Raw genomic sequence first — 20,237 nt, forward strand, 5'->3', positions numbered from 1 at the left:
TGAAAGATTACGAAAAACTGAAATGACAACTCAACAATACATTGAATCAATTAACCAAAGATTCAAACTAGGAAATGCAACCGAACATACATTTAGAGGGGATTTAGCACAATTAATTGAGACGTTGGTTCCAGAAATTGTAGCGACCAACGAACCAAAACGCCAAAAGTGCGGAGCGCCTGATTATATTCTTACAAGAAAAGATATTCCTGTCGGATTTATTGAAGCAAAAGATATTGGCGACGGTGATTTAGATGGGAAAAAGAAAACTGGAAATAAAGAACAGTTCGACCGTTACAAAGCTTCTTTAGAAAATCTCATTTTCACGGATTATATTAATTTTCATTTGTATAGAAATGGTGAATTTATCACCAAAATTTCTATTGCGGAAGTTGTTGGAAATCAGATAAAGCCAATTCCAGAAAATTTTTCAAGTTTTGAAAATCTGCTCAAGGATTTTACGGTGTATGTTGGACAAACCATAAAAAGTCCTAAAAAGCTTGCCGAAATGATGGCAGGAAAAGCACGATTATTAGCAGATATAATTTCAAATGCGTTGATAAGTGATGAAGAAAGCAGAAGTAATTCTACTTTGCACGACCAGATGGAGGCATTTAAGGAAATCTTGATTCACGATATTACACCCAAAGGATTTGCGGATGTTTATGCACAAACAATTGCTTACGGAATGTTTGCTGCAAGACTGCATGACGCTTCTTTAACAACTTTTAGCCGTCAGGAAGCTGCTGAACTAATTCCCAAATCAAATCCTTTTTTGCGAAAACTTTTCGGATACATTGCTGGTCCCGATTTGGACGACAGAATTAGGTGGATTGTAGATAGTTTGGTAGATATATTCTTGGCTTGTAATGTTGAAGATATTCTAAAAGACTACGGAAAATCAACAAAAATGGAAAATCCAATTATCCATTTTTACGAAACGTTCTTAAGTGAGTATGACCCGAAGTTAAGGAAATCAAGAGGTGTTTGGTATACTCCTGCTCCAGTGGTTAATTTTATTGTGAGAGCTGTTGATGACATTTTGAAATCTGAATTTGGATTACCTCAAGGTTTAGCAGATACAAGTAAAACAAAAGTCACGCTCGATACTCAAAATTTCAATAAAAAGAAACAGAAATACGACACAGTTGAACATGAAGTTCACAAGGTTCAGATTCTCGACCCAGCAACAGGAACAGGAACTTTTTTAGCAGAAGTAATTCAACATGTTCACCAAAAATTTGTTGGACAACAGGGAATTTGGAGCAATTATGTTGAAAAACAACTCATTCCTCGATTAAATGGTTTCGAATTATTGATGGCGAGTTATGCTATGGCGCATCTACAATTGGATTTACTGTTAAAAGACACAGGCTATAAAGCAACTACTGATGAACGATTGAGAGTTTACTTGACCAATAGTTTAGAAGAAAGCCATCCCGATACCAATACCCTTTTTGCAGGTTGGTTAAGTGCCGAAGCAAACGAAGCAAATCGAATTAAGCGTGACGCACCAGTAATGGTAATTATTGGTAATCCACCATATTCTGGAGAATCTGCCAATAAAGGGGAATGGATTATGAAACTGATGGAGGACTACAAAAAAGAACCAGGAGGCAAAGAAAAACTGAAGGAAAGAAATTCCAAATTCATCAATGATGATTATGTCAAGTTTATTCGATACGGACAGCATTTCATCGAAAAGAACGGAAGTGGAATTTTAGCATTTATTAATCCGCATGGTTTTCTAGATAATCCAACTTTTAGAGGAATGAGGTGGAATCTTCTGAAAACCTATGATAAAATATACACCATTGATTTACACGGTAATGCGAAGAAAAAAGAAACTTCTCCTGATGGAAGCGTAGATATGAATGTGTTTGACATTGAACAGGGAGTTTCCATCAACTTTTTTATAAAGACAGGAAGGAAAGAGCGAAATGAATTGGGGCAAATATTTCATGCTGATTTATACGGAAAGAGAGATGTGAAATATGATTTTCTGATGGACAACAATTTGAAGTCCGTTCTTTTTAATTCTGTCATTCCTTTGGCAAATAGTTATGTTTTTAAACAAATAGACGAAACTCCTTTTAAGAAATACGATGCAGGAATAAACCCAACCGAATTGTTTAAGATTAATGTGATGGGTTTTCAAACGCATAGAGACCATTTTGCTATTGATTTCGACAAGCAGAACATAAAAAAGAGAGCATTGGATTTAAGAAACCAAAGCCTTACGAATGATGAAATTTGCACTAAATATTCAATTAAGGATAATCGGGATTGGAAATTAGAAAAAGCCCGAAAAGAGATTCAATCAGATCATAATTGGGCGGATAAAATAATTAATTGTGGATACAGACCATTTGATAATCGTCCATGCTACTTTAGTTATGTTACAATGGATTATCCTCGTAAAGAACTTTTAAACAACTTTCTAAATCAAGAAAATCTATTAATCGGCATTGGAAGACAAGGACTTGCAGTGGGTAATATAGAATGGTGTTTAGCAACCGTATCTAGAAATCCAACTGATGCAAATATGTTTAGACGAGGTGGCGTTAATTTATTTCCACTATACTTATACCCTGAAACAAAAGGACAGATTTCCGACGAAACTTCAGAAAGAGTTCCCAATCTAAACATGGAAATTATTAATAAAATTGCAAATAGTCTTGGATTATACTTCGCACCGGAACGACCAAATTATTCTGAACAAACAGAAGAGACCAATCAATTTTATCCTGAAGATATTCTAGATTACATTTATGCTGTTCTTCATTCGCCGTCATACCGCGAGAAGTACAAAGAATTTTTGAATATTGATTTTCCGAGAATTCCATATCCAACCGATAAGAAATCTTTTTGGATATTAGTAGAATTAGGAAAACAGATAAGGGAAATTCATCTGCTCGAAAGTCCAAATGTAGAGCAATTTATTACACAATATCCCATAGATGGAGATAATGTTGTTGAAAAATCTATGTATAAAAACGGAAATGTTTATATCAACGCAAATCAATATTTCGCCAACGTTCCCGAAATTGCTTGGAATTTTTACATAGGAGGTTATCAACCCGCACAAAAATGGCTGAAAGACCGAAAAGGAAGAGCCTTAGATTTTGAAGACATACTGCATTATCAAAAAATTATTGTGGCTTTGACGGATACGGATAGGTTGATGATGGAGGTGGATAATGTAGTTGAAGGTTTTCTTAATTAAAAGTTTTTACCAGAAAAATGATTACGAATCGACCGGAATTCCTAATTAGGAACTTGCCTCACTATAAAAATTTCCCAAAAAGGAAAAGCCTTAAAGTAGATTTAAGTAATCTTCCTTTACTGTTGAATCTTGACTTTAATTATTTGGATGGTATTCAGCCAATTACAAAATCAAGAATAAATTATTTGTTAAGTCACAACGTTCCTCCGATTATTCATGCAAATCCAAGTGAAACTGAACTTGAATATTATGAAAGTATGGGAGTAAAGGAATTTCAATGCGTCAAAATCGTTCTAAATTTTTATGTAATAAAAGACATTGATGAAAATACGATTGAAGGGATTCCTTATAATGTGTCACTAATGCCAATGCTTAAAAGAGGTAAAATTGATACGTTTTCGATTGAAAATTTTAAAATTTTTGATTTGCAAAAAGTCAATGAAAACTCAAATTTGGTATATACCGAATTCAATCCATTTCAAAAGTGGAATCAAGGAATGGGCATGAGCTATGAGATCTTTGCAGAAATAGGATATAACAACTTTATTGATTCATTAGGCTTCAATTGGGGGATGTTCTTTTTGTCACCAATTTTCGATAAAAGAGACGTTCAATTACCAGAAAATGAAGATTACACTAATGAAATGAACGCAAAGTTTAGAAGATATAAAACCAATTTATATTTCAAAAACTTCAAAAATTCAGTTCCACGGAGAGTATTTGGTTGTGGATCTCCAATAGAATTATTTTTATTACAAGGTTTACATGTTAAAAATCTTACACCAAATATGCAAACAAGTATTTTTAAAACGGGTGAAATAGTTTCAAATTATTTTGATATGCAAAGAGATGAACTTTGGTTAGGTCAAGAGCGACTGATTACCGAGGTAGATCTGTATTTTCCTGAAAAAAAACTCGCAATTTTTTGTGATGGCAAAGAATTTCATGATGCTGAAAAGGATCGAAGAATTGTTAAAGAATTGGAGCAACTTGGCATTCAGAGTCTAAGATTTAGCGGAAAACAAATCACCGAAAATTTGGAAGCGGTTTTAAATTCTATTGAAAGACAATATTGACATTGATTAAATAATTAAATGATGGACACAAAAGAAGTAGGTAAATACAGAGATTTTCTATTATTTCTAATTTTCGTAATTGTTTTGACGGCACTTACTCCCTTAATTGAGAAGTTTTTCTTAGAGCATTTAGTTCATAATACTATGGATCAAGTGAAATCTACTTTTTTTCTTGATTTTATCTTAATCGTTGCGGTGATAATTTATAGTGCTCTACAGATGAATTTTTGTAATTCTGTAAAGCCAAAAGCCACAATGACTTTTGTTTTACTGCTTTTGACTGGTTTGTATACTTATGAAAGAGCGTTTAATGATTTTTTTACTTTTATAACCTTCAGATTAAGTAGCAGTATTGCGTATCTTGATACAATTTTTTTAGTTTTAATGTTTCATTTGGGAGGTTATCTAAAATTTTTGCAGACTAAGAAAACTATACAAAAACATAATCAACTATTTGAAGATGCTCCAATTTCTGATCCTGTAGATGATAAGTTAGACGGATTGTTTGATCTGGCATCTAAAAAAATAGCAAAGATTATCTCTAAAAATAGTTTTGAGACATCATTTACAATAGGCTTAAATGGAGAATGGGGAGATGGTAAAACTTCAGTCCTCAATTTTGTAAAAAATAATTTAGAGGGAGAAAATACAATTGTTTTTGACTTTAATCCATGGATGGGATATGACAAAAAAGTTTTAATAAAAGATTTTTTTAATTCCTTTTCGGATGCATTGGGTAGAGATTTATCTGATGATTTTTCAATCTATTCGGAAGAATTATTAGATAATGGGAACAGTTTGACTTTTTACCGTTTCTTTCGTAATATTTTCTATAGAAAGCAGAGTATACAAACTATTTTTGAAAAACTAAATGAAAAAATAGGTCTTGTAAATAAAAAAATTATTGTTTTTATAGATGATGTAGACCGATTGGATAAAGAGGAAATCTTTGAACTTTTAAAGTTGATTAGAAAAACCGCAAATTTTAAAAATACATTCTTCGTACTGGCATATGACCGTAATTACGTAAATGAAAGTATTAAAGGTCAGAGTGCGGAGTCCACAATAAAATATCTTGATAAAATTATTAATGTAGAAATAAATTTACCATATTTTGAGAAAAATATATTAAAAGATTATTTTCAAGAAAGTTTGCGTGAGGTTTTGCCTGCAAACGTTTCTTTTAAAATAGATAATTTCTTGAGAAGTTACGATCAAGATCCTACAATCTGGGATTTAGGATTTAGAGAAAATGACCTCTTTTTATTTTGGCTCAATAATTTTAGAGAAATAAAGAAAGTAATTAATTCCATTATTGTAAACTATGAAGGAATATATTTAAATCTAAATTTCTTAGATGTAGTTCACCTGGAAATTCTAAGATTAAAGCATCCTTATCTTTATAGACTTTTATTTACAAAGAAAGACGAACTCTTTAAAGAAGACACCAATACCGGAGTCTATTATTTTAGGCCGATAGATGAAACCAAAGCAGCGGCTAAACAATTTGCAAAATTTTTAGAGAGAAATAATAAATCGGGAATGGATAGTTCCGAAAAAGAAATTACAGTATTAGATTACTACTTGTCTGAATATGTTGAAATAAATTGTATCGACGATATTGAAAAGGAAAAGATTAATGATTTAATTCATCGCCTTTTTCCTAGATATGAAAATAATTCATTTAGTTATGATGTTGATAGCAAAATTTTGGAAGGAGAACTGTCTGTGAGATATGCCACCAAATTCGAAAGATATTTTTCTCAAACGATTTTCAGGAATAATATTGATGAAAAAACCTTTTTGGATTTTATTGAAGGAGATTCTATGCAAATAGATTCTCAAATCCATAAATGGATTGAAGAGAAAAAAATCAAAGATTTATCAACAAGACTTAACAAGATTACTCATTTCAAAAATGGAAAAGCATATGAAAACACAATAAAAGCCTCGTTGGAGATTTTGGGCAAAGACGTTAAAGGTAATCTGATTGATTTTCAGAAACTTTCCTATAAATTGATGGAATGGGAGGATGTTGCTAAATTTTACAGCAATGTTACTGATGGGAAGAACTTCTTAATATCAGTATTTGAAGAAGATTCAGGAAATATTCAAAGTAAGGCCAACCTTCTTCATGATCTCAAATTAAAAAATAGAAGAAGGGGAGAAACAATGAACAAATTCCCTCTCACAGAGGAGGAGATTTACGGAATTCAGAAAGGCTATCTTTTGAAATTTATAGGAGAAGAAACTGAATTTACCGAAGGGTTTTGGAATTTGTATTTCAAAAATGTAAAACAAAAAGATGATGGCGAAAAATATGTTGATGCTGATATTAATGAAAAAGTAAAGTCAATATTAAATTCTTGTAATTCAAAAGAAAATTTTTTACTAAGTCTGATAAATAATGTTGGATACTACGAAACCTCGATAAAGAAAGAGGGGATTAAGTTGCTATTTGGCAAATCTGAAGATTTTGAAGATTTTTTCTTTAGAGAAATTTGTTCTGATATAGTAGAAGAGTTCGCCGATTTTTATGAAAAAGTTAAAGGGAATAGTTGGAATTCTGTAGATTTTCAGTTTTCACATATTAAATTACCTCATGATTAATATAATTTGAATAAATTTAGAAAAATAAACTATGAACAAAATCAACTATAAAGCATTACAGCAGGAAGTTTTTGACTGGCTAAAATCAAAGTACGACAAAAACCACAACTTTACTTTTTCGGTAAGGCAGAAAGCAAATAAAGGTGCGGAACTGAATTATTTTATTGGAACGGAAAAATCAAAATACTTTTCCACAACGTTTTGGTTTATTCCGGTTGCATATCCCGGTTCTTCGGGGGATTTAATTAACCTTGTTTTTGATTTACGCCCAAAGTCGGGAATGGAATTTTTCATTCAGTTCAATCAGACAAAAAAACCTCACGATGAACAGAATGCTTTAGCACTTGAGTTAATCCGAAACATTAAAAAAAGGGTTGAAGGGAAGTTTGAACATATGTACATTGGTTCCGATACCAATAAAATGGAATTTTTTGGAGTGTATTCCACACCTAAATTTCAGAGTTTTGATGAAGCAAAAGAAGAACTGGAAATAATGATGAATGCAATTATTCCAATTGTTGATGAGGAAATTACTTTGCTGAAATCTCAAAATCCCGAATTTATTGCACATCGTTTTACTGCGGATGAGCAGGAGAAAATGTTCCAGAAAATGGAAGAACGATTCAATAAATATAAAATTGTAGAGCAGTTGGATGAAGAACTTGATGCTGAAGAAGAAAAAATTTTTATTTCTGCGGAAACAGAAGATTTTCGTCCTCCTTTAAACCAAATTCTGTTTGGCCCTCCCGGAACCGGGAAAACATACAGCACGATTACAAAAGCAGTCCGCATCGCAAACCCTCAATTTAATATCAATCTGGATAGATCTAAAATAAAGGAAGAATATCAAAGGTTGGTGAACGCGGGGCAGATAATGTTTACGACTTTTCATCAAAGTATGTCTTATGAAGATTTTGTTGAAGGGATAAAACCACTTGTCGAAGAAGACGAAAAAGGCGAAAAGAAAGTAATTTATGAAGTTCAGAAAGGATTATTTAGAAAAATTTGTGACCAAGCGAAAAAGCAACATTATGAGGTATCAGAAGTAATTCAGGAATACAGTTTTGAAGATGCTTATCCCCAACTTATTTCAGAGGTTTTGGAACATCTGGAAGAAAATAATCCACTTGTTTTGCCATTGCGAACTTCAGGCATGGGTATGAAGTGTGTGGATGTGTCCAGCAACGGAAATTTAATTGTCCAGCCAGCAAATACGGTATATGCCAGAGAATATACTGTTTCCTATTCAAGAGCGGAAAAACTGCAAAAAGCATTTCCGGATCTAAGCATAGTTAGAAATATCGATAAAGAATTTCGGGAAGTAATTGGAGGTTCTAATTCATCGGCATATTGGGCAGTAATAAACTATATTAATCAGAAAATTAAGCACAACAATTCGACAAAAACTGAGAATAAACTTTTACCACAAAAACCTCATGTCCTGATTATTGACGAAATAAACCGTGGCAATGTTTCGCAAATATTTGGAGAACTGATTACACTCCTCGAAGAAGATAAAAGAAAAGGAAATGACGAAGAACTTGAGGTCGTTTTAGCTTACAGTAAGGAAACATTTAGTGTTCCTGCGAATCTGCATGTTATTGGAACAATGAATACCGCTGACAGAAGTGTTGAAGCTTTGGATTCGGCATTGAGAAGGAGATTTGTGTTTGAAGAGATTGCACCAGATTACGACTTACCAGAGTTAGATTACAAGCTTTATGACTTTAAAGTAGCTGAGGTTTTAGAAAAAATAAACTTGCGAATTGAAAAATTATTAGATCAGGAACACATAATTGGTCATGCCTATTTCATAGGAAAAGATGAATCCACAATTATAGATTCTTTTTACAGAAATATTATTCCATTACTTCAAGAATATTTCTTTGGTGATTTTGGTAAGATTGGTTTGGTTTTAGGAAAAGGTTTCGTATCCCGGAAAACGCAAAATTCTGTTTTTGCTTCGTTTGATTACGATAATTCGGCACAATATGACGAAACTGAAATTTTTGAAATAACTGATTTAAGAGACAATCACGCCGGTTTTAGTGAAGCACTTCAATTGCTGATGAACTAAATTAATGAAAATAGATAATAATAGAATAGTAACTTTCGAACATTGCAAGTTAGTTTTTGACCTTTCAAACAAGGATCAAAAATTAATTCATGATGCTTTAGAAAACTATTATGGAAGTTACTCACCGTATTTCAGTTTGATAAAAAATGGCGTTCAGTTTAATTCTTTTGTTGGAGTGCTTCAGGTGGGAAAAACAACCATTGAAGTCTTGCCAAAAGCAGATTATAATAATGAAATCGTTTGGCGGAATATTCTTATTGATATGCTGAGAACTGTTTGGGGATTCAATGTTCACAGTACAGGAAATTCATCGTTAAAACTAAAAAGTAATTCCTTGCTCGATCTTTACATTGAAATTTTTATTACTGAAATTGAAACCTTACTCAGAAAGGGTTTAGTAAAAAAATATATTATAAGAGAGGATAATTGCAATGCTTTAAAAGGCTCCATTCATTTTGCAAAGCATATCACAAAAAACTGTATTCATCACGAAAAATTCTATGTTAGGAAAACAGAATACAATAAAGAACATAAAATCCATCAAATACTCTATAAAGCGGTAAAATTTCTTCCGAGGATTAATTTTAATTTAAGATTGAAAAGTAGAATTTCAAATCTTCAATTATCTTTTCCGGAAATGCAGGATATTAGAGTTAGAGAATCTGATTTTGAGCAAATTCATTATGATCGTAAGAATAATCCCTACAAAACTTCGCTTGACATAGCAAAACTGATTCTTTTGAATTATCATCCAGATGTTACCAAAGGAAAAAACGATGTTTTAGCTCTGATGTTCGATATGAACGATTTGTGGGAGCGGTTTATATTAGTTACTCTAAGAAAAAGAATGGTAAATTATACGGTATCTGCACAAATACCTAAACAATTTTGGAAACCTGAGTTTGGAAAAAATTCTACAATGCGACCGGATATCATTTTGAAAAATAATACAACACAGGAAATTGCAGTTTTAGATACCAAATGGAAAAACCTGAATGGTTACAATCCTTCTCCTGAAGATTTACGACAAATGTATGTATATCACAAATTTTATAGAGCAAAGAAAACTGCACTACTTTATCCTGGCATTGAAAGTTATACCACAAAAGGAAAATATTTTTCGTCGATTGATAAAGAGTTGCTTTCTGCAAAAGAATGTTCGGTTATTCAACTTAGAACAAATAAAAACATACAGAATTGGCAAAGTGATATTTGCTCGGAGGTCAGTAATTTTCTTAACTAGATAAGGGTATCAGGTTTAATTAATTAAATATTATATGTTGAGTCGTTCAACATGTAAATCTCTTTATGCTCTCTTCTAACTTTACTGAAAATAACGAAATTACTTTAAAAATCAAAAGTAACAGGAGCATCATATTTGAATGATTTTAGTATATTTGTAATACAATAATACTAATTAGATAGAAAAAATATAATTAAATACTATCATGATGTTATTTATTTCTCTTTCAAAAGCACACCAAAAACTCGTAGAGAATATCCGTGAAAGAAGATTGCAGATGGATCTTACTCAAGAAGGTTTAGCAGAAAGATCGGGCGTTCCTTTATCCACTTTGAGAAAATTTGAACAAACCGGAATGATTTCTTTAGAATCTTTTTTGAAAATTCTTTCTATTGTTGGTGGTTTAGAAGAGATGATTGAAGGTTTAAAGCCAGTTACACCTGTTTTTAAATCAATAGACGAAGTCTTAAAGAATGACGAAAAAACTGTCAAAAAAAGAGGAAGTAAAAAATGAAAACATCCATCAAAGAATTAAAAGTAGGATTGAATTTTGGATCAGAAATTCAAAAAGTAGGACGATTAGCAATTCGTGATGAAATCATCTATTTTGAATATGACAATTCTTTCCTTAAAAGTAATTTGGAAATTTCACCAATAAAACTTCCTTTACAACGTGGAGTAATAGAACTTCCTAGAACGCCCTTTGAAGGATTGGCAGGTGTTTTTAATGACAGCTTGCCCGACGGTTGGGGAAGATTACTTTTTGACAGGATGTTGAGAGCTGAAGGCATTTTACCGAATGAAGTTACTGCTTTAGATCGCTTAGCGTACGTTGGATTAAATGGAATGGGAGCTTTGGTTTATGAACCAGATGAAAGTCCTAACCATTACGATGAAAAAATTAACCTTGACGTTTTGGCTTCGCAAACTGAGCGAGTTTTGGAAGGCGAATCTGGAGAAGTCATAAATGAACTTTTGGCATTGAACGGATCTTCTGCCGGAGCGAGACCAAAAGCAATGATTGGTTTTGATTCAGAAAGAAAAAATATTTCGCACAGTGCAGGTGAATTGAGCGAAGGTTTTGAACATTGGATTGTGAAATTTCCGAACACCCAAGATGGAAACGATTCAGGAGCTATTGAGTATGTTTACTCGATTATGGCGGCAAATGCAGGATTAGAAATGCCTACAACACATTTATTTCCTTCACAAAAAGGAAGTGGTTATTTTGCCGTAAAAAGATTTGACAGAGATAAAAATAAGCGCTTCCACATGCACACTGTAAGCGGATTGATTCATAGTAACTTTCGGTTTCCATCTCATGATTATGAGGATTTGTTGGCTTTAACGAATGTTCTTACCAAAGATATTCGAGAGGTTGAAAAAATGTTTCGATTGGCTGTTTTCAATGTAATGGCACACAATCGAGACGACCATGCTAAAAATTTCAGCTTCTTAATGGATGAATCTGGCGAATGGAAATTGTCACCCGCATACGATCTCACATTTTCAAATGGACCAGGTGGAGAACAAAGTACGATGGTTATGGGAGAAGGACGAAATATTACTCGAACTAACCTTGAAAAATTAGGTTTGGAAGCAAAACTTTCAAAAGCATTTATAGATGAAGTCATTCAAAATACAATTGCTGCATTGGGAAATTGGAAAAATTTAGCGAAGGGAAATGGTGTTAAGATTGAAAATATTGAGTTGATTGAGAAGCGTTTTCTAATGTTTTAGATGTCCGTTAGTATGAAAATTTATAATCGCATCAATTAAATAGTCATCATTTGTCCGTTTGCTTGTTTATCTTTGACCTATAAAATTTAAACAATGGCAAAAAGAGACCAAATGTTGCGTTTGATTCATATTTCAAACTTGCTACAATCCAAGAAAAATGTAGGTGCGACTTATGATGAAGTACTTAATTACTTGGAAGAAAAACATTATTCAAATGGTTTCGATAATGATTTGGCGTTCAGTGAAAAAACATTCAAGCGTGATAGGGATTTACTTTGGGAACTTTTCGGAATTGAAATCCAATTCAAGCGATCGACCATGACTTACCAAATTGTTGAAGATGAAAACTTGGAGCAATCCAAAGGTGTTTTCGATAATTTACTGTTAGTAAACGCTTACCGACAAACCGCTGATCATTCTAAAATAATGCTTTTTGAAAAGCGTCAAGCATCTGGATTACACAATCTAGAGGGACTTATTTATGCGATTAAGAACTCGAAACTCATCAGTTTTAATTACACCAAATATTGGGATGGAATTCCTCAAAGAAAAGTCGTAGAATCTTATGCAGTGAAAGAATTCCGAAATCGCTGGTATTTGTTGGCGAATGAAAATGAAGGAAAAGGTTTTTTCATAAAAACCTACGGTTTAGATCGACTCACCGATTTGGAAATTCATAATAAAACTTTCAAAAATATTGAAACAGATATTGAAAAACTCTTTGTTAACTCATTCGGAATTGTTTCTACACCTGGTGAAACACCAAGGAAAATTGTTCTTTCATTTGATCCGTGGCAAGGAAAATTTGTAAAGTCGCTGCCAATCCATCATTCACAAAAAACATTGGTTGAAAACGACGAAGAATTTCGAATTGAATTAACATTAGTTCCCACCTACGATTTCTATCAGGAATTGCTTACACATGCGGAAAGATTGCGAATTATGGAACCGAAAAGTGTTAGGGAAGAATATTTGAAATTTCTTTCTGTGGCGCTGGAAATGAATGAAAAAGATAAGAAATTTTGAGCAAGAAAATTATGAATCTATATCTGGATGACCTTCGTTCTACTCCTGAAAATTTTGAAAGAGTTTATGACTATGATGAATTTGTAAACTTCATCAACAAAAATGGTGTTCCTGAGTTCATCAGTTTCGATCATGATTTAGGAGAAGGAAAAACAGGTTTCGATTGTGCGAAGTTTTTGGTTGAATTCTGTTTGGACAATGGAGTTTCGGACATCAATTTTCAAGTCCATAGCCAAAATCCTGTGGGAAAAGAGAATATTGAGAAATTGCTTGGTAATTTTAACAGATTAAAAAATCAGAATCATTAAAAGATGAAAATTTTGTCGCAAAATTAGTAGATATTTGCGACAAGATTTCGTTTTTTTCCATTTTGACAATCGTTAAACTGATGATTCTTATTATTTTAATCCAACTGGAATATCAAGTGATAGGATATATGCGACGATAAAAATTGCAATTGAAAATAGCAAAACAAAACCTAATTGCTTCAAAATTATTTTTCTTTCTTCAGAATGTTTCTTTTCAATTTCTTCTGTTACTTCTTCGAAGAAATGATTTCTAATTTTTATTAAAATGCTCATATTTTTTATTCAAAGATAAGTGCTGATGGAGACAAAGTGCGACTGTGAAAAATAATGTTGAGGGACTTGTTTTGGCGGTTTGGATGCCTATATTTGTTAGAAATTATTAATATGAACGAAAGAGCAAAGTTTTTAGAAAAAAGGGAAAAATGGTTGAAAGAAGTCGCAGAAGTTTGTCATGAATACGCATTAGAAATAGATAAGAATTTTTATGTGTTTCAAACCAACTCTGATCGCTTCCGTGCCGAAATTCTTTTTATTGGAATTAATCCAGGTGGAAATGAATCTTATAGTGATGCACTACTAAATATAAAAAAATACAAGAATGAAGACAGGCGACTTTGGACAAATTTAGGTTACGATTGTAATACTTTAGTGGAGAAGCCACAATGGGAAATTGAAGAAAAATTTAAAGGTAATGACGTTATGAGAAATAGGCTAAAAATTATGTTTCATAATGAGCATTTACATTCGAAACTAAAAGATTCAGTTTTTATGAATATGTTTTACTTTAATACAAAAAAAGCAAACGATATAAAAGATTTACCTTTGAAGATGAGAAACTATTGCGAAACAAAGACTCTTGATTTTATTAAAATAATTGAACCCAAGAATATTATTTTTTTTGGTTCTGAGACCAACTTGAAAAAAGTAGGATTAAAGAATTTTAAATATCTAGGCGATAATATTAAAACAGCAAATCTCAATGACCTGAATGTTTTTGTGATACCTCATTATGGCTACTATAGCGCATACAGTTATGAAAATGGGGAACGTACTGGCAATAAATTAAGTGTACTATTAAAATGAAAAAAATCCACCCGTGGCAAGCCAATGATTTAGCCGGAGATTACGAAGATAGAGGTTTCCATCCAACTGATTGGGAAGAAGTAACTGATTTTGACGAAGAAGGTTATGGTTGGGTTTGTACCAATGATGGTTTTGGCTTTGTAAACAGAGAAGGATATTTGGTAATTCCCGATGAATACCAAAGTATCTATCATCCTTTCTTTCAAAACGGATATTGTATAGCAAGGAAAAATGAAAAATATGGAATTTTCGACCGCCAAAATAATCCTGTAATACCGTTTATTTACGACAATGTTTTTGCTGACCTTTCATCCGAAAATCCACGAGTTGCACTTTGTTTTAATGGAAAGTGGAAAATCATCGATATCGATGGAAACCTTATTCTGCATTTGAATTATGATGATTTTTATAGTTTCAACGAAGATTTGATCATTGTTGGTAATGACTATAAATACGGAATAATTGATTTTGATCAAAATGTTATCATGGATTTTGAATGGGATCATTTGGAGTTTGTTGGTGACAATTTTTGTGCAGGAAAAACTGTCGATGTATTCTTTGATAGAGAAAAATTGGAATTAGAAGGTGTTCATTATAATAATTATTTCAAGTACTTTAACAAAGATTATCAGAAAATAAAGTTCGGAATCATCGACATCCATAAGAATATTCTTTTCCCTTTTGTTTCTGATTCACCAGTTCGAGAATTCAATCCCAAAAATGGTCGAGCAAGAATCATAAAAAATTATTGGGAAAATCCTGATTTGGATGATGATGATTTGTGTTTTGTTGCAGATTCTGAAGGAAACAAAATTCCTTTTTCACCATCTTTGACGAAAGAAGAAAGAAGCAAAAACTTTCATAAAAGATGCCACGAACTTATCTTTGGAGAAGGAACATTCCCATATTAAATCTGCATCCAATACGAACCAGAATCCACCGACCGAAACCTTCCTTTTGAAGTCGTTGCATAAATTGTTTCGCCTCTTCGGAAAATATCCCAAAATTCTCCTACTCCGGTCGAGCCATTAAATCTGATTTGCCAAGAAATCCCTGCGTTATCAGAAATTTCGAGCAAAAAAGGATTGGATTTTGAAATGCGGATGAGTTTTATCCCCATCGAAATAATTTGAGCCATAATGAGTTTTTTTGAAAATTCAGACATTCTGTTTTGTTCTTGTTCAATGAATTCTCATGTTCATTTTCATTGAACACTACTAGAGGTTATTGCTTTTTCTGTTTACTTAATCGTACCTTTAATTATAATAATCAAAAAAATCATGATAAATTATGGAGAATCCATTTGAGTTAATTAATGAGCGATTGCAAAAAAATCGAAGATTTACTGCAGGAATTAGTGCAAAAAAACCCATTAGTTCACGAAGTTAATCACGATAATGAATTGATGTCAATTGATGAGCTTGCAAAGTATTTACGCTTAAGTAAATCAACAATTTACAAACTCAAATCTACTCGCGAAATTCCTTCTTTTAAAACAGGTAAAATCCTTATGTTTAAGCGAAAAGATGTTGATGAATGGTTAAAAAGATGTCGTTCTAAGTCAAAATATGAGATTGAGCAGGAAGCAATTAGAGATTTCAAAAAAATGCGTCTTAAACATTAGTGAATTGTATTATGCAAATTATGCATAACCTTTAATTCATTCAATTGATAATCAGAATGTTTCCGATTATCTTTTACTAATTTCACATTAGTAAAATTTGTAAGTGAAGAAGAAAATATTATTTAATAATATCCTCAATAATTTTATCCAATTTTGCATCTGGAAGAGAATTCAAATAGGACATTGTCGAATTGATATCCTTGTGGCCTAATGCTTCTCGAATAATTTCAATTGAAACATTTTCAAACTTTAGTGCAGTAGCAAAGGAATGTCTTGCGCAATAAAAGGTGATATTTTTATTGATTTTAAGATTGCTCATTATATCCTTCAAATATTTATTGACATAAATCGTCAAATACTTTTGAGACTTATTCTTCAAGTAAGTTTTTGTAGGATTGTTGTTTTTTACTATGGATAATAGAAATTTAGAGTCGGGTTCTGATTTATATTTCGTTAGAATTTTTTCTGTGATGTCAATTAATTTGAATTTAACGGCAACCCCTGTTTTTTCTCGGTAGTAAGAAATATTCTTATCAATTAGTGCATTCTTTTCGAGTTGCATCATATCGATGAAATTAATTCCCCTTGAGTAATAACTGAACAGAAACATATCTTTGGCAAATTGTTCGTACTGATCCTTTGGTTTATATTTTTTTAATAGGTCGATTTCGCTCACGCTCAAGAATTCTTTTTTGCTGTTACTCTTGATTTGGGAAATTTTGTAATCCTTGAAAGGGTATTGTTTTTCCTTGATTACTTTAGCCTTGATTGCCTGATTAAAAACGCTTCTAATCGCCCTCATTCGGATTCCGATAGTTGCAGGTGTATTTCCTTTTTCAATACAATGTGCCTCATATTTTTTGAGGGTTAGATATTTAATCTCGTTAAAACCGATGTCTTTTTTGTCAAAAAATTTTTGAAGAGAGTTTAATGCATCTTGGTCAACTTGCGCAGAACCAATTTTATCTGATTTTTTTAGGTTTTCAATAACGATTTCTTGAAACTTGGTGTAGGACATTGTTTTCAAGTCTCCCTTATAATTCTTAATCTCATAAATTACATCCTGCAGCGTATAGGGAATATTATCATCTTCAAGATCTTCAATAATCTTTGAAGCAATTCCTTTGTATTTATCAATAAACTTATTAAGTTTTTCGTAATCAGGGTGGCTTTTTTTTACACGTTCCGTTTCTGCGCTCCATTGTTGGTCAGTACATGAATGTCGAAGTGACAAACTTGTATTTTTTCTGTCTTTGATAAACGACATGATGATACTTTTTTCACCATTTGATTTAGCGTTATTCTTTAAAGTAAACTGAAAAGTGGTCATTTTATACTTTTTTTTGACGAACATTTGACGAACATTTGCTCTACAAATATAAAGAAAAGTAAATTAGAATAAGAAACTTTATTTTGTAAAACACTGATAATCAGTTAAAAATAAAGTATAATAAAACAATGTAAAGTATAATAAAAAAGAAATTAAATGACTCATAATCAGGTGGTCCTTGGTTCGAGCCCAAGTGGGACCACTCTTTAAATCAAGCACTTACAGCGATGTAGGTGTTTTTTTTATTTTTGGCTGCAACAATACTGCAACATTTTGTAAATTTGAGATAATGAAAAGTAATTTACAAAACCCAGTTGCATTTTTCGAATATATTCTCAATGAACAAAATATCTATCAGGAGTTAGAAAAGCAATTGTTTTATTTTGATTCCCCATCTTATAATATAACTTTACCTATAGAAATAAGTTATGTCGAACAAAATGAATGGGGAGAATACATTACAAAATCAATGCCTGTTGCTGATCTTCTTATACCAATATTACGGCGTGAGTTTGAAAAATCCAAAAAACTCCTTTTAGAAAATTATATTAGCAATGATCTTAACAAAAATCAGAATTTTTTACGCTATCAATTTAATACAATCCAAAGTCTAATAAATAATAATATTGAAATATTTAATAAATATTCTTATTTCCTATTACCTTTAAGGGGTTTGGTGAAATTTCTAAATGAAAATTTAGCTTTACCTAATGGTTCAAATTTTACGCTTAATGAATCTGGAGTTGTTTACACTCCTATTAACGAAAAAGAAAAAATTCTTAAGTCTAATGAAGATATTATACTCTCAATATTTGAGTATATGCAAAGAGAGAATGAGAAAAAAGAAAAAATATTAAATCAGGAGGATTACCAACAGCTCTTAAAGTATATAACACATTTAGTTGAGAAAGAAGAAGTCCCTTACATAGATAAACAATTGAACCCAAAGATAAGTAATGATCAATTGAGATTTTCTTTTTGGGTGCTTCATTATGAATTATATACAACAAAAAGAAAGAGAAAATATTTTTATGATTTTATAAAGGCTGTATTTCTGAATTTTTCTAACAGTGAAATTTCTTCTATAGAAAGCCAATTTGGGACAAAATCAAGAGTTGTTAAAGATAAATTTTTGCCTAATTCTATACTTAGCCATCTGTAATAATTCTTATTTTTTTACTTCTACATAAGTTCTACAAAATCTGATAATATCTACAGATTATTATCTTCTTCTACATTACTTCTTTTAAAATCTTTGCCATCTAAAATCGAAGTCTAAATTTTTATGGTACCAAGACTTCAAAAAATTTAATTATGGCAAAAGAAAAATCAAATTCAACCCTACCAACATTTGTAGGAAAGGATATTTTAAGTTTTCAAGAAGCTATTCAATATCTTGATTTATCAGAGAGTTCACTCTATAAATTAACATCGGATTCAAAAATTACATTCTTTAAACCAAACGGTGGAAAATTGTATTTCAAAAAAACTGATTTGGATAATTGGATGCTTCAAAATGAGAACATTAGTGTAGAAGTATTAGAAAAAGTTTTAATCAACAAAAATTTAGACAGATGAATAATAGATTAATTGATAAGGAAGTTTATCGAAACTTACCTAAGGAATTAAAAATGCTAACTGATAACTTTGATGATAGAGAGAAAGATATTGTTTTACTGTCTTGTTTAGGTGTACTAAGCAATTGTGTTCCAAATATTATAGGGATTTATGATGGGGATACAATTTATCCTCACTTATATACTCTAATTGTAGCGCCACCAGCAAGTGGAAAAGGGGTTATGAATTATTCACGAGCTTTGATAGAGCCCATTCATAAGAAGATTTTGGAAGATAGTAGAGCAGAAAAATTGATTTGTGAAAATTCTAAAAAGAAAACAAAAGAAAATAAAAGTGAAGTTTGTCCTAATATTCAGGTGAAAATTGTTCCCGCAAATATTAGTACATCAGAACTTTATTCATTTTTAGGAAACTCTAAACACGGATTACTTGTTATGGAATCTGAAGCAGATACGTTATCAAGTATGATGAACAATGATTGGAGTAATTATAGTGATGTCTTGAGAAAGTGTTTTCATCATGAATCATTATCAATTGCTAGAAAAGTAGAAAATTTATACGAAGAAATATCAGAACCTAAAATGTCTGTTTTAATAAGTGGTACACCAGGACAATTAAAACCATTTTTGAAAAGTAGGGAAAATGGTTTGTTTTCCAGATTTATTATTTATTCGTTTGATGAATTATCTGAATTTAAAAATGTATTTGCGGCAAAAACAAATGGTAACAAATTAATTTTTAAGGATGTAGCTAATGATGTTTTTGAACTATATGGAAAACTTTCAAAATTAGAAAAACCAATTGTTTTTGAATTTTCTGAAAATCAACAAAAAAGATTTCATAAAACATTGGATTTTATTTGGAAAGACATTGTTACTAATCATACAGATGCTTTTATACCAAATCTCAATAGGCATGGATTAATATTATTTCGAATTGCAATGATTATTTCTATCATTAGAAATGGAAATAACCTGTTGAATAAAGGTAATATTGTCTGTAGTAATCGAGATTTTTTAATTTCATTGAAACTTACTCAAACAATTTTACGCCATTCTCAAACAATTTTTGATACAATGGAAACAACTTTTCTTTCAGCTCAGGATGAAGGAATATTGGATAGTCTAAACCCTCAGTTTACAAGACAAGAAATTATTGTACAAGGAGAGTTGTTATTAATTCCAAATAGAACTATTGATGATAAACTTTCTCAATGGCAGAAGAAAAAAATCATCAAAAAGATATCTAAAGGACTTTATAGAAAATTATAATGTAAATCTGCAAAAATTGCAGTTTCTGCAATCTTCTTTGACTGC

At 31.5% G+C, this 20,237-nt stretch carries 18 protein-coding genes; 15 read left to right on the forward strand and 3 right to left on the reverse strand.

What is annotated here, in order from left to right:
* Positions 1-22 precede the first annotated feature (22 nt).
* The 9 genes from G6R40_RS13755 to G6R40_RS13795 all read left to right on the forward strand — a co-directional run bounded on the left by G6R40_RS13755 (position 23) and on the right by G6R40_RS13795 (position 13,306).
* Positions 23-3,226, forward strand: coding sequence for a type ISP restriction/modification enzyme (locus G6R40_RS13755; RefSeq protein WP_165136740.1), 3,204 nt, complete (start codon positions 23-25; stop codon positions 3,224-3,226).
* A 17-nt stretch (positions 3,227-3,243) separates the two neighbouring features.
* The gene (locus tag G6R40_RS13760; protein ID WP_228455868.1) at positions 3,244-4,302 is read left to right on the forward strand and encodes an endonuclease domain-containing protein; all 1,059 of its coding nucleotides are present in this window, start codon (positions 3,244-3,246) and stop codon (positions 4,300-4,302) included.
* An 18-nt stretch (positions 4,303-4,320) separates the two neighbouring features.
* The gene (locus tag G6R40_RS13765) at positions 4,321-6,912 is read left to right on the forward strand and encodes a P-loop NTPase fold protein (protein ID WP_165136746.1); all 2,592 of its coding nucleotides are present in this window, start codon (positions 4,321-4,323) and stop codon (positions 6,910-6,912) included.
* A 31-nt stretch (positions 6,913-6,943) separates the two neighbouring features.
* A complete protein-coding gene (locus G6R40_RS13770) occupies positions 6,944-8,989 on the forward strand; it encodes an McrB family protein (RefSeq protein ID WP_165136749.1) in 2,046 nt (681 codons plus the stop codon).
* Positions 8,990-8,993: 4 nt separating this feature from the next.
* Positions 8,994-10,232 (forward strand): McrC family protein, encoded by a 1,239-nt coding sequence (locus tag G6R40_RS13775; protein ID WP_165136752.1) that lies wholly within the window; start codon positions 8,994-8,996, stop codon positions 10,230-10,232.
* Between the two features lie 205 nt (positions 10,233-10,437).
* Positions 10,438-10,746 (forward strand): helix-turn-helix domain-containing protein, encoded by a 309-nt coding sequence (locus G6R40_RS13780; protein WP_165136755.1) that lies wholly within the window; start codon positions 10,438-10,440, stop codon positions 10,744-10,746.
* Entirely contained in the window at positions 10,743-11,972 is a 1,230-nt protein-coding gene (locus tag G6R40_RS13785) for a type II toxin-antitoxin system HipA family toxin (RefSeq protein ID WP_165136758.1), read from the forward strand. The genes G6R40_RS13780 and G6R40_RS13785 overlap by 4 nt, the downstream gene beginning before the upstream one ends.
* A 93-nt stretch (positions 11,973-12,065) precedes the next feature.
* Positions 12,066-12,998: a helix-turn-helix transcriptional regulator gene (locus G6R40_RS13790; RefSeq protein ID WP_144282110.1), complete on the forward strand. Its 933-nt coding sequence runs from the start codon at positions 12,066-12,068 to the stop codon at positions 12,996-12,998.
* A gap of 11 nt (positions 12,999-13,009) precedes the next feature.
* Positions 13,010-13,306: a cyclic-phosphate processing receiver domain-containing protein gene (locus G6R40_RS13795; RefSeq protein ID WP_165136761.1), complete on the forward strand. Its 297-nt coding sequence runs from the start codon at positions 13,010-13,012 to the stop codon at positions 13,304-13,306.
* A gap of 90 nt (positions 13,307-13,396) precedes the next feature.
* Here G6R40_RS13795 and G6R40_RS13800 read toward each other — a convergent pair whose 3' ends face one another.
* Positions 13,397-13,579, reverse strand: coding sequence for a hypothetical protein (locus G6R40_RS13800; RefSeq protein WP_165136764.1), 183 nt, complete (start codon positions 13,577-13,579; stop codon positions 13,397-13,399).
* 111 nt (positions 13,580-13,690) lie between these two features.
* Here G6R40_RS13800 and G6R40_RS13805 point away from each other — a divergent pair, with 111 nt between their 5' ends.
* Positions 13,691-14,389, forward strand: a complete 699-nt coding sequence (locus G6R40_RS13805) for a hypothetical protein (protein WP_165136767.1) — start codon at positions 13,691-13,693, stop codon at positions 14,387-14,389.
* Positions 14,386-15,300: a WG repeat-containing protein gene (locus G6R40_RS13810; RefSeq protein WP_165136770.1), complete on the forward strand. Its 915-nt coding sequence runs from the start codon at positions 14,386-14,388 to the stop codon at positions 15,298-15,300. Before G6R40_RS13805 ends, G6R40_RS13810 begins: the two co-directional genes overlap by 4 nt.
* Here G6R40_RS13810 and G6R40_RS13815 read toward each other — a convergent pair.
* Positions 15,297-15,527 carry a hypothetical protein gene (locus G6R40_RS13815; RefSeq protein WP_165136773.1) on the reverse strand — a complete coding sequence of 77 codons (231 nt, stop codon included), beginning with the start codon at positions 15,525-15,527 and terminating at the stop codon, positions 15,297-15,299. The two genes, G6R40_RS13810 and G6R40_RS13815, sit on opposite strands and share 4 nt — an antisense overlap.
* Positions 15,528-15,704: 177 nt before the next feature.
* Here G6R40_RS13815 and G6R40_RS13820 point away from each other — a divergent pair, with 177 nt between their 5' ends.
* Positions 15,705-16,013 carry a helix-turn-helix domain-containing protein gene (locus tag G6R40_RS13820; RefSeq protein WP_165136776.1) on the forward strand — a complete coding sequence of 103 codons (309 nt, stop codon included), beginning with the start codon at positions 15,705-15,707 and terminating at the stop codon, positions 16,011-16,013.
* 118 nt (positions 16,014-16,131) lie between these two features.
* On the opposite strand, the gene G6R40_RS13825 is transcribed toward G6R40_RS13820, so the two are convergent.
* On the reverse strand, positions 16,132-17,367 hold the full coding sequence (locus G6R40_RS13825; protein ID WP_165136779.1) for a site-specific integrase: 1,236 nt from the start codon (positions 17,365-17,367) through the stop codon (positions 16,132-16,134).
* Between the two features lie 265 nt (positions 17,368-17,632).
* Here G6R40_RS13825 and G6R40_RS13830 point away from each other — a divergent pair, with 265 nt between their 5' ends.
* The 3 genes from G6R40_RS13830 (at position 17,633) to G6R40_RS13840 (ending at position 20,192) form a co-directional block, all read left to right on the forward strand.
* Complete coding sequence (locus G6R40_RS13830) at positions 17,633-18,505, forward strand: hypothetical protein (protein ID WP_165136782.1); 873 nt, start codon at positions 17,633-17,635, stop codon at positions 18,503-18,505.
* Between the two features lie 152 nt (positions 18,506-18,657).
* Positions 18,658-18,921, forward strand: a complete 264-nt coding sequence (locus G6R40_RS13835; RefSeq protein WP_165136785.1) for a helix-turn-helix domain-containing protein — start codon at positions 18,658-18,660, stop codon at positions 18,919-18,921.
* A complete protein-coding gene (locus G6R40_RS13840) occupies positions 18,918-20,192 on the forward strand; it encodes a DUF3987 domain-containing protein (protein WP_165136788.1) in 1,275 nt (424 codons plus the stop codon). The genes G6R40_RS13835 and G6R40_RS13840 overlap by 4 nt, the downstream gene beginning before the upstream one ends.
* Positions 20,193-20,237: the final 45 nt, after the last annotated feature.

The organism is Chryseobacterium sp. POL2 (assembly GCF_011058315.1).
Lineage (GTDB): Bacteria > Bacteroidota > Bacteroidia > Flavobacteriales > Weeksellaceae > Soonwooa.

Coding starts and splice junctions, on each gene's coding strand:
- G6R40_RS13755 (WP_165136740.1), top strand. CDS start 23: ATGACAACTCAACAATACATTGAATCAATTAACCAAAGATTCAAACTA.
- G6R40_RS13760 (WP_228455868.1), top strand. CDS start 3,244: ATGATTACGAATCGACCGGAATTCCTAATTAGGAACTTGCCTCACTAT.
- G6R40_RS13765 (WP_165136746.1), top strand. CDS start 4,321: ATGATGGACACAAAAGAAGTAGGTAAATACAGAGATTTTCTATTATTT.
- G6R40_RS13770 (WP_165136749.1), top strand. CDS start 6,944: ATGAACAAAATCAACTATAAAGCATTACAGCAGGAAGTTTTTGACTGG.
- G6R40_RS13775 (WP_165136752.1), top strand. CDS start 8,994: ATGAAAATAGATAATAATAGAATAGTAACTTTCGAACATTGCAAGTTA.
- G6R40_RS13780 (WP_165136755.1), top strand. CDS start 10,438: ATGATGTTATTTATTTCTCTTTCAAAAGCACACCAAAAACTCGTAGAG.
- G6R40_RS13785 (WP_165136758.1), top strand. CDS start 10,743: ATGAAAACATCCATCAAAGAATTAAAAGTAGGATTGAATTTTGGATCA.
- G6R40_RS13790 (WP_144282110.1), top strand. CDS start 12,066: ATGGCAAAAAGAGACCAAATGTTGCGTTTGATTCATATTTCAAACTTG.
- G6R40_RS13795 (WP_165136761.1), top strand. CDS start 13,010: ATGAATCTATATCTGGATGACCTTCGTTCTACTCCTGAAAATTTTGAA.
- G6R40_RS13800 (WP_165136764.1), bottom strand. CDS start 13,579: ATGAGCATTTTAATAAAAATTAGAAATCATTTCTTCGAAGAAGTAACA.
- G6R40_RS13805 (WP_165136767.1), top strand. CDS start 13,691: ATGAACGAAAGAGCAAAGTTTTTAGAAAAAAGGGAAAAATGGTTGAAA.
- G6R40_RS13810 (WP_165136770.1), top strand. CDS start 14,386: ATGAAAAAAATCCACCCGTGGCAAGCCAATGATTTAGCCGGAGATTAC.
- G6R40_RS13815 (WP_165136773.1), bottom strand. CDS start 15,527: ATGGCTCAAATTATTTCGATGGGGATAAAACTCATCCGCATTTCAAAA.
- G6R40_RS13820 (WP_165136776.1), top strand. CDS start 15,705: ATGAGCGATTGCAAAAAAATCGAAGATTTACTGCAGGAATTAGTGCAA.
- G6R40_RS13825 (WP_165136779.1), bottom strand. CDS start 17,367: ATGTTCGTCAAAAAAAAGTATAAAATGACCACTTTTCAGTTTACTTTA.
- G6R40_RS13830 (WP_165136782.1), top strand. CDS start 17,633: ATGAAAAGTAATTTACAAAACCCAGTTGCATTTTTCGAATATATTCTC.
- G6R40_RS13835 (WP_165136785.1), top strand. CDS start 18,658: ATGGCAAAAGAAAAATCAAATTCAACCCTACCAACATTTGTAGGAAAG.
- G6R40_RS13840 (WP_165136788.1), top strand. CDS start 18,918: ATGAATAATAGATTAATTGATAAGGAAGTTTATCGAAACTTACCTAAG.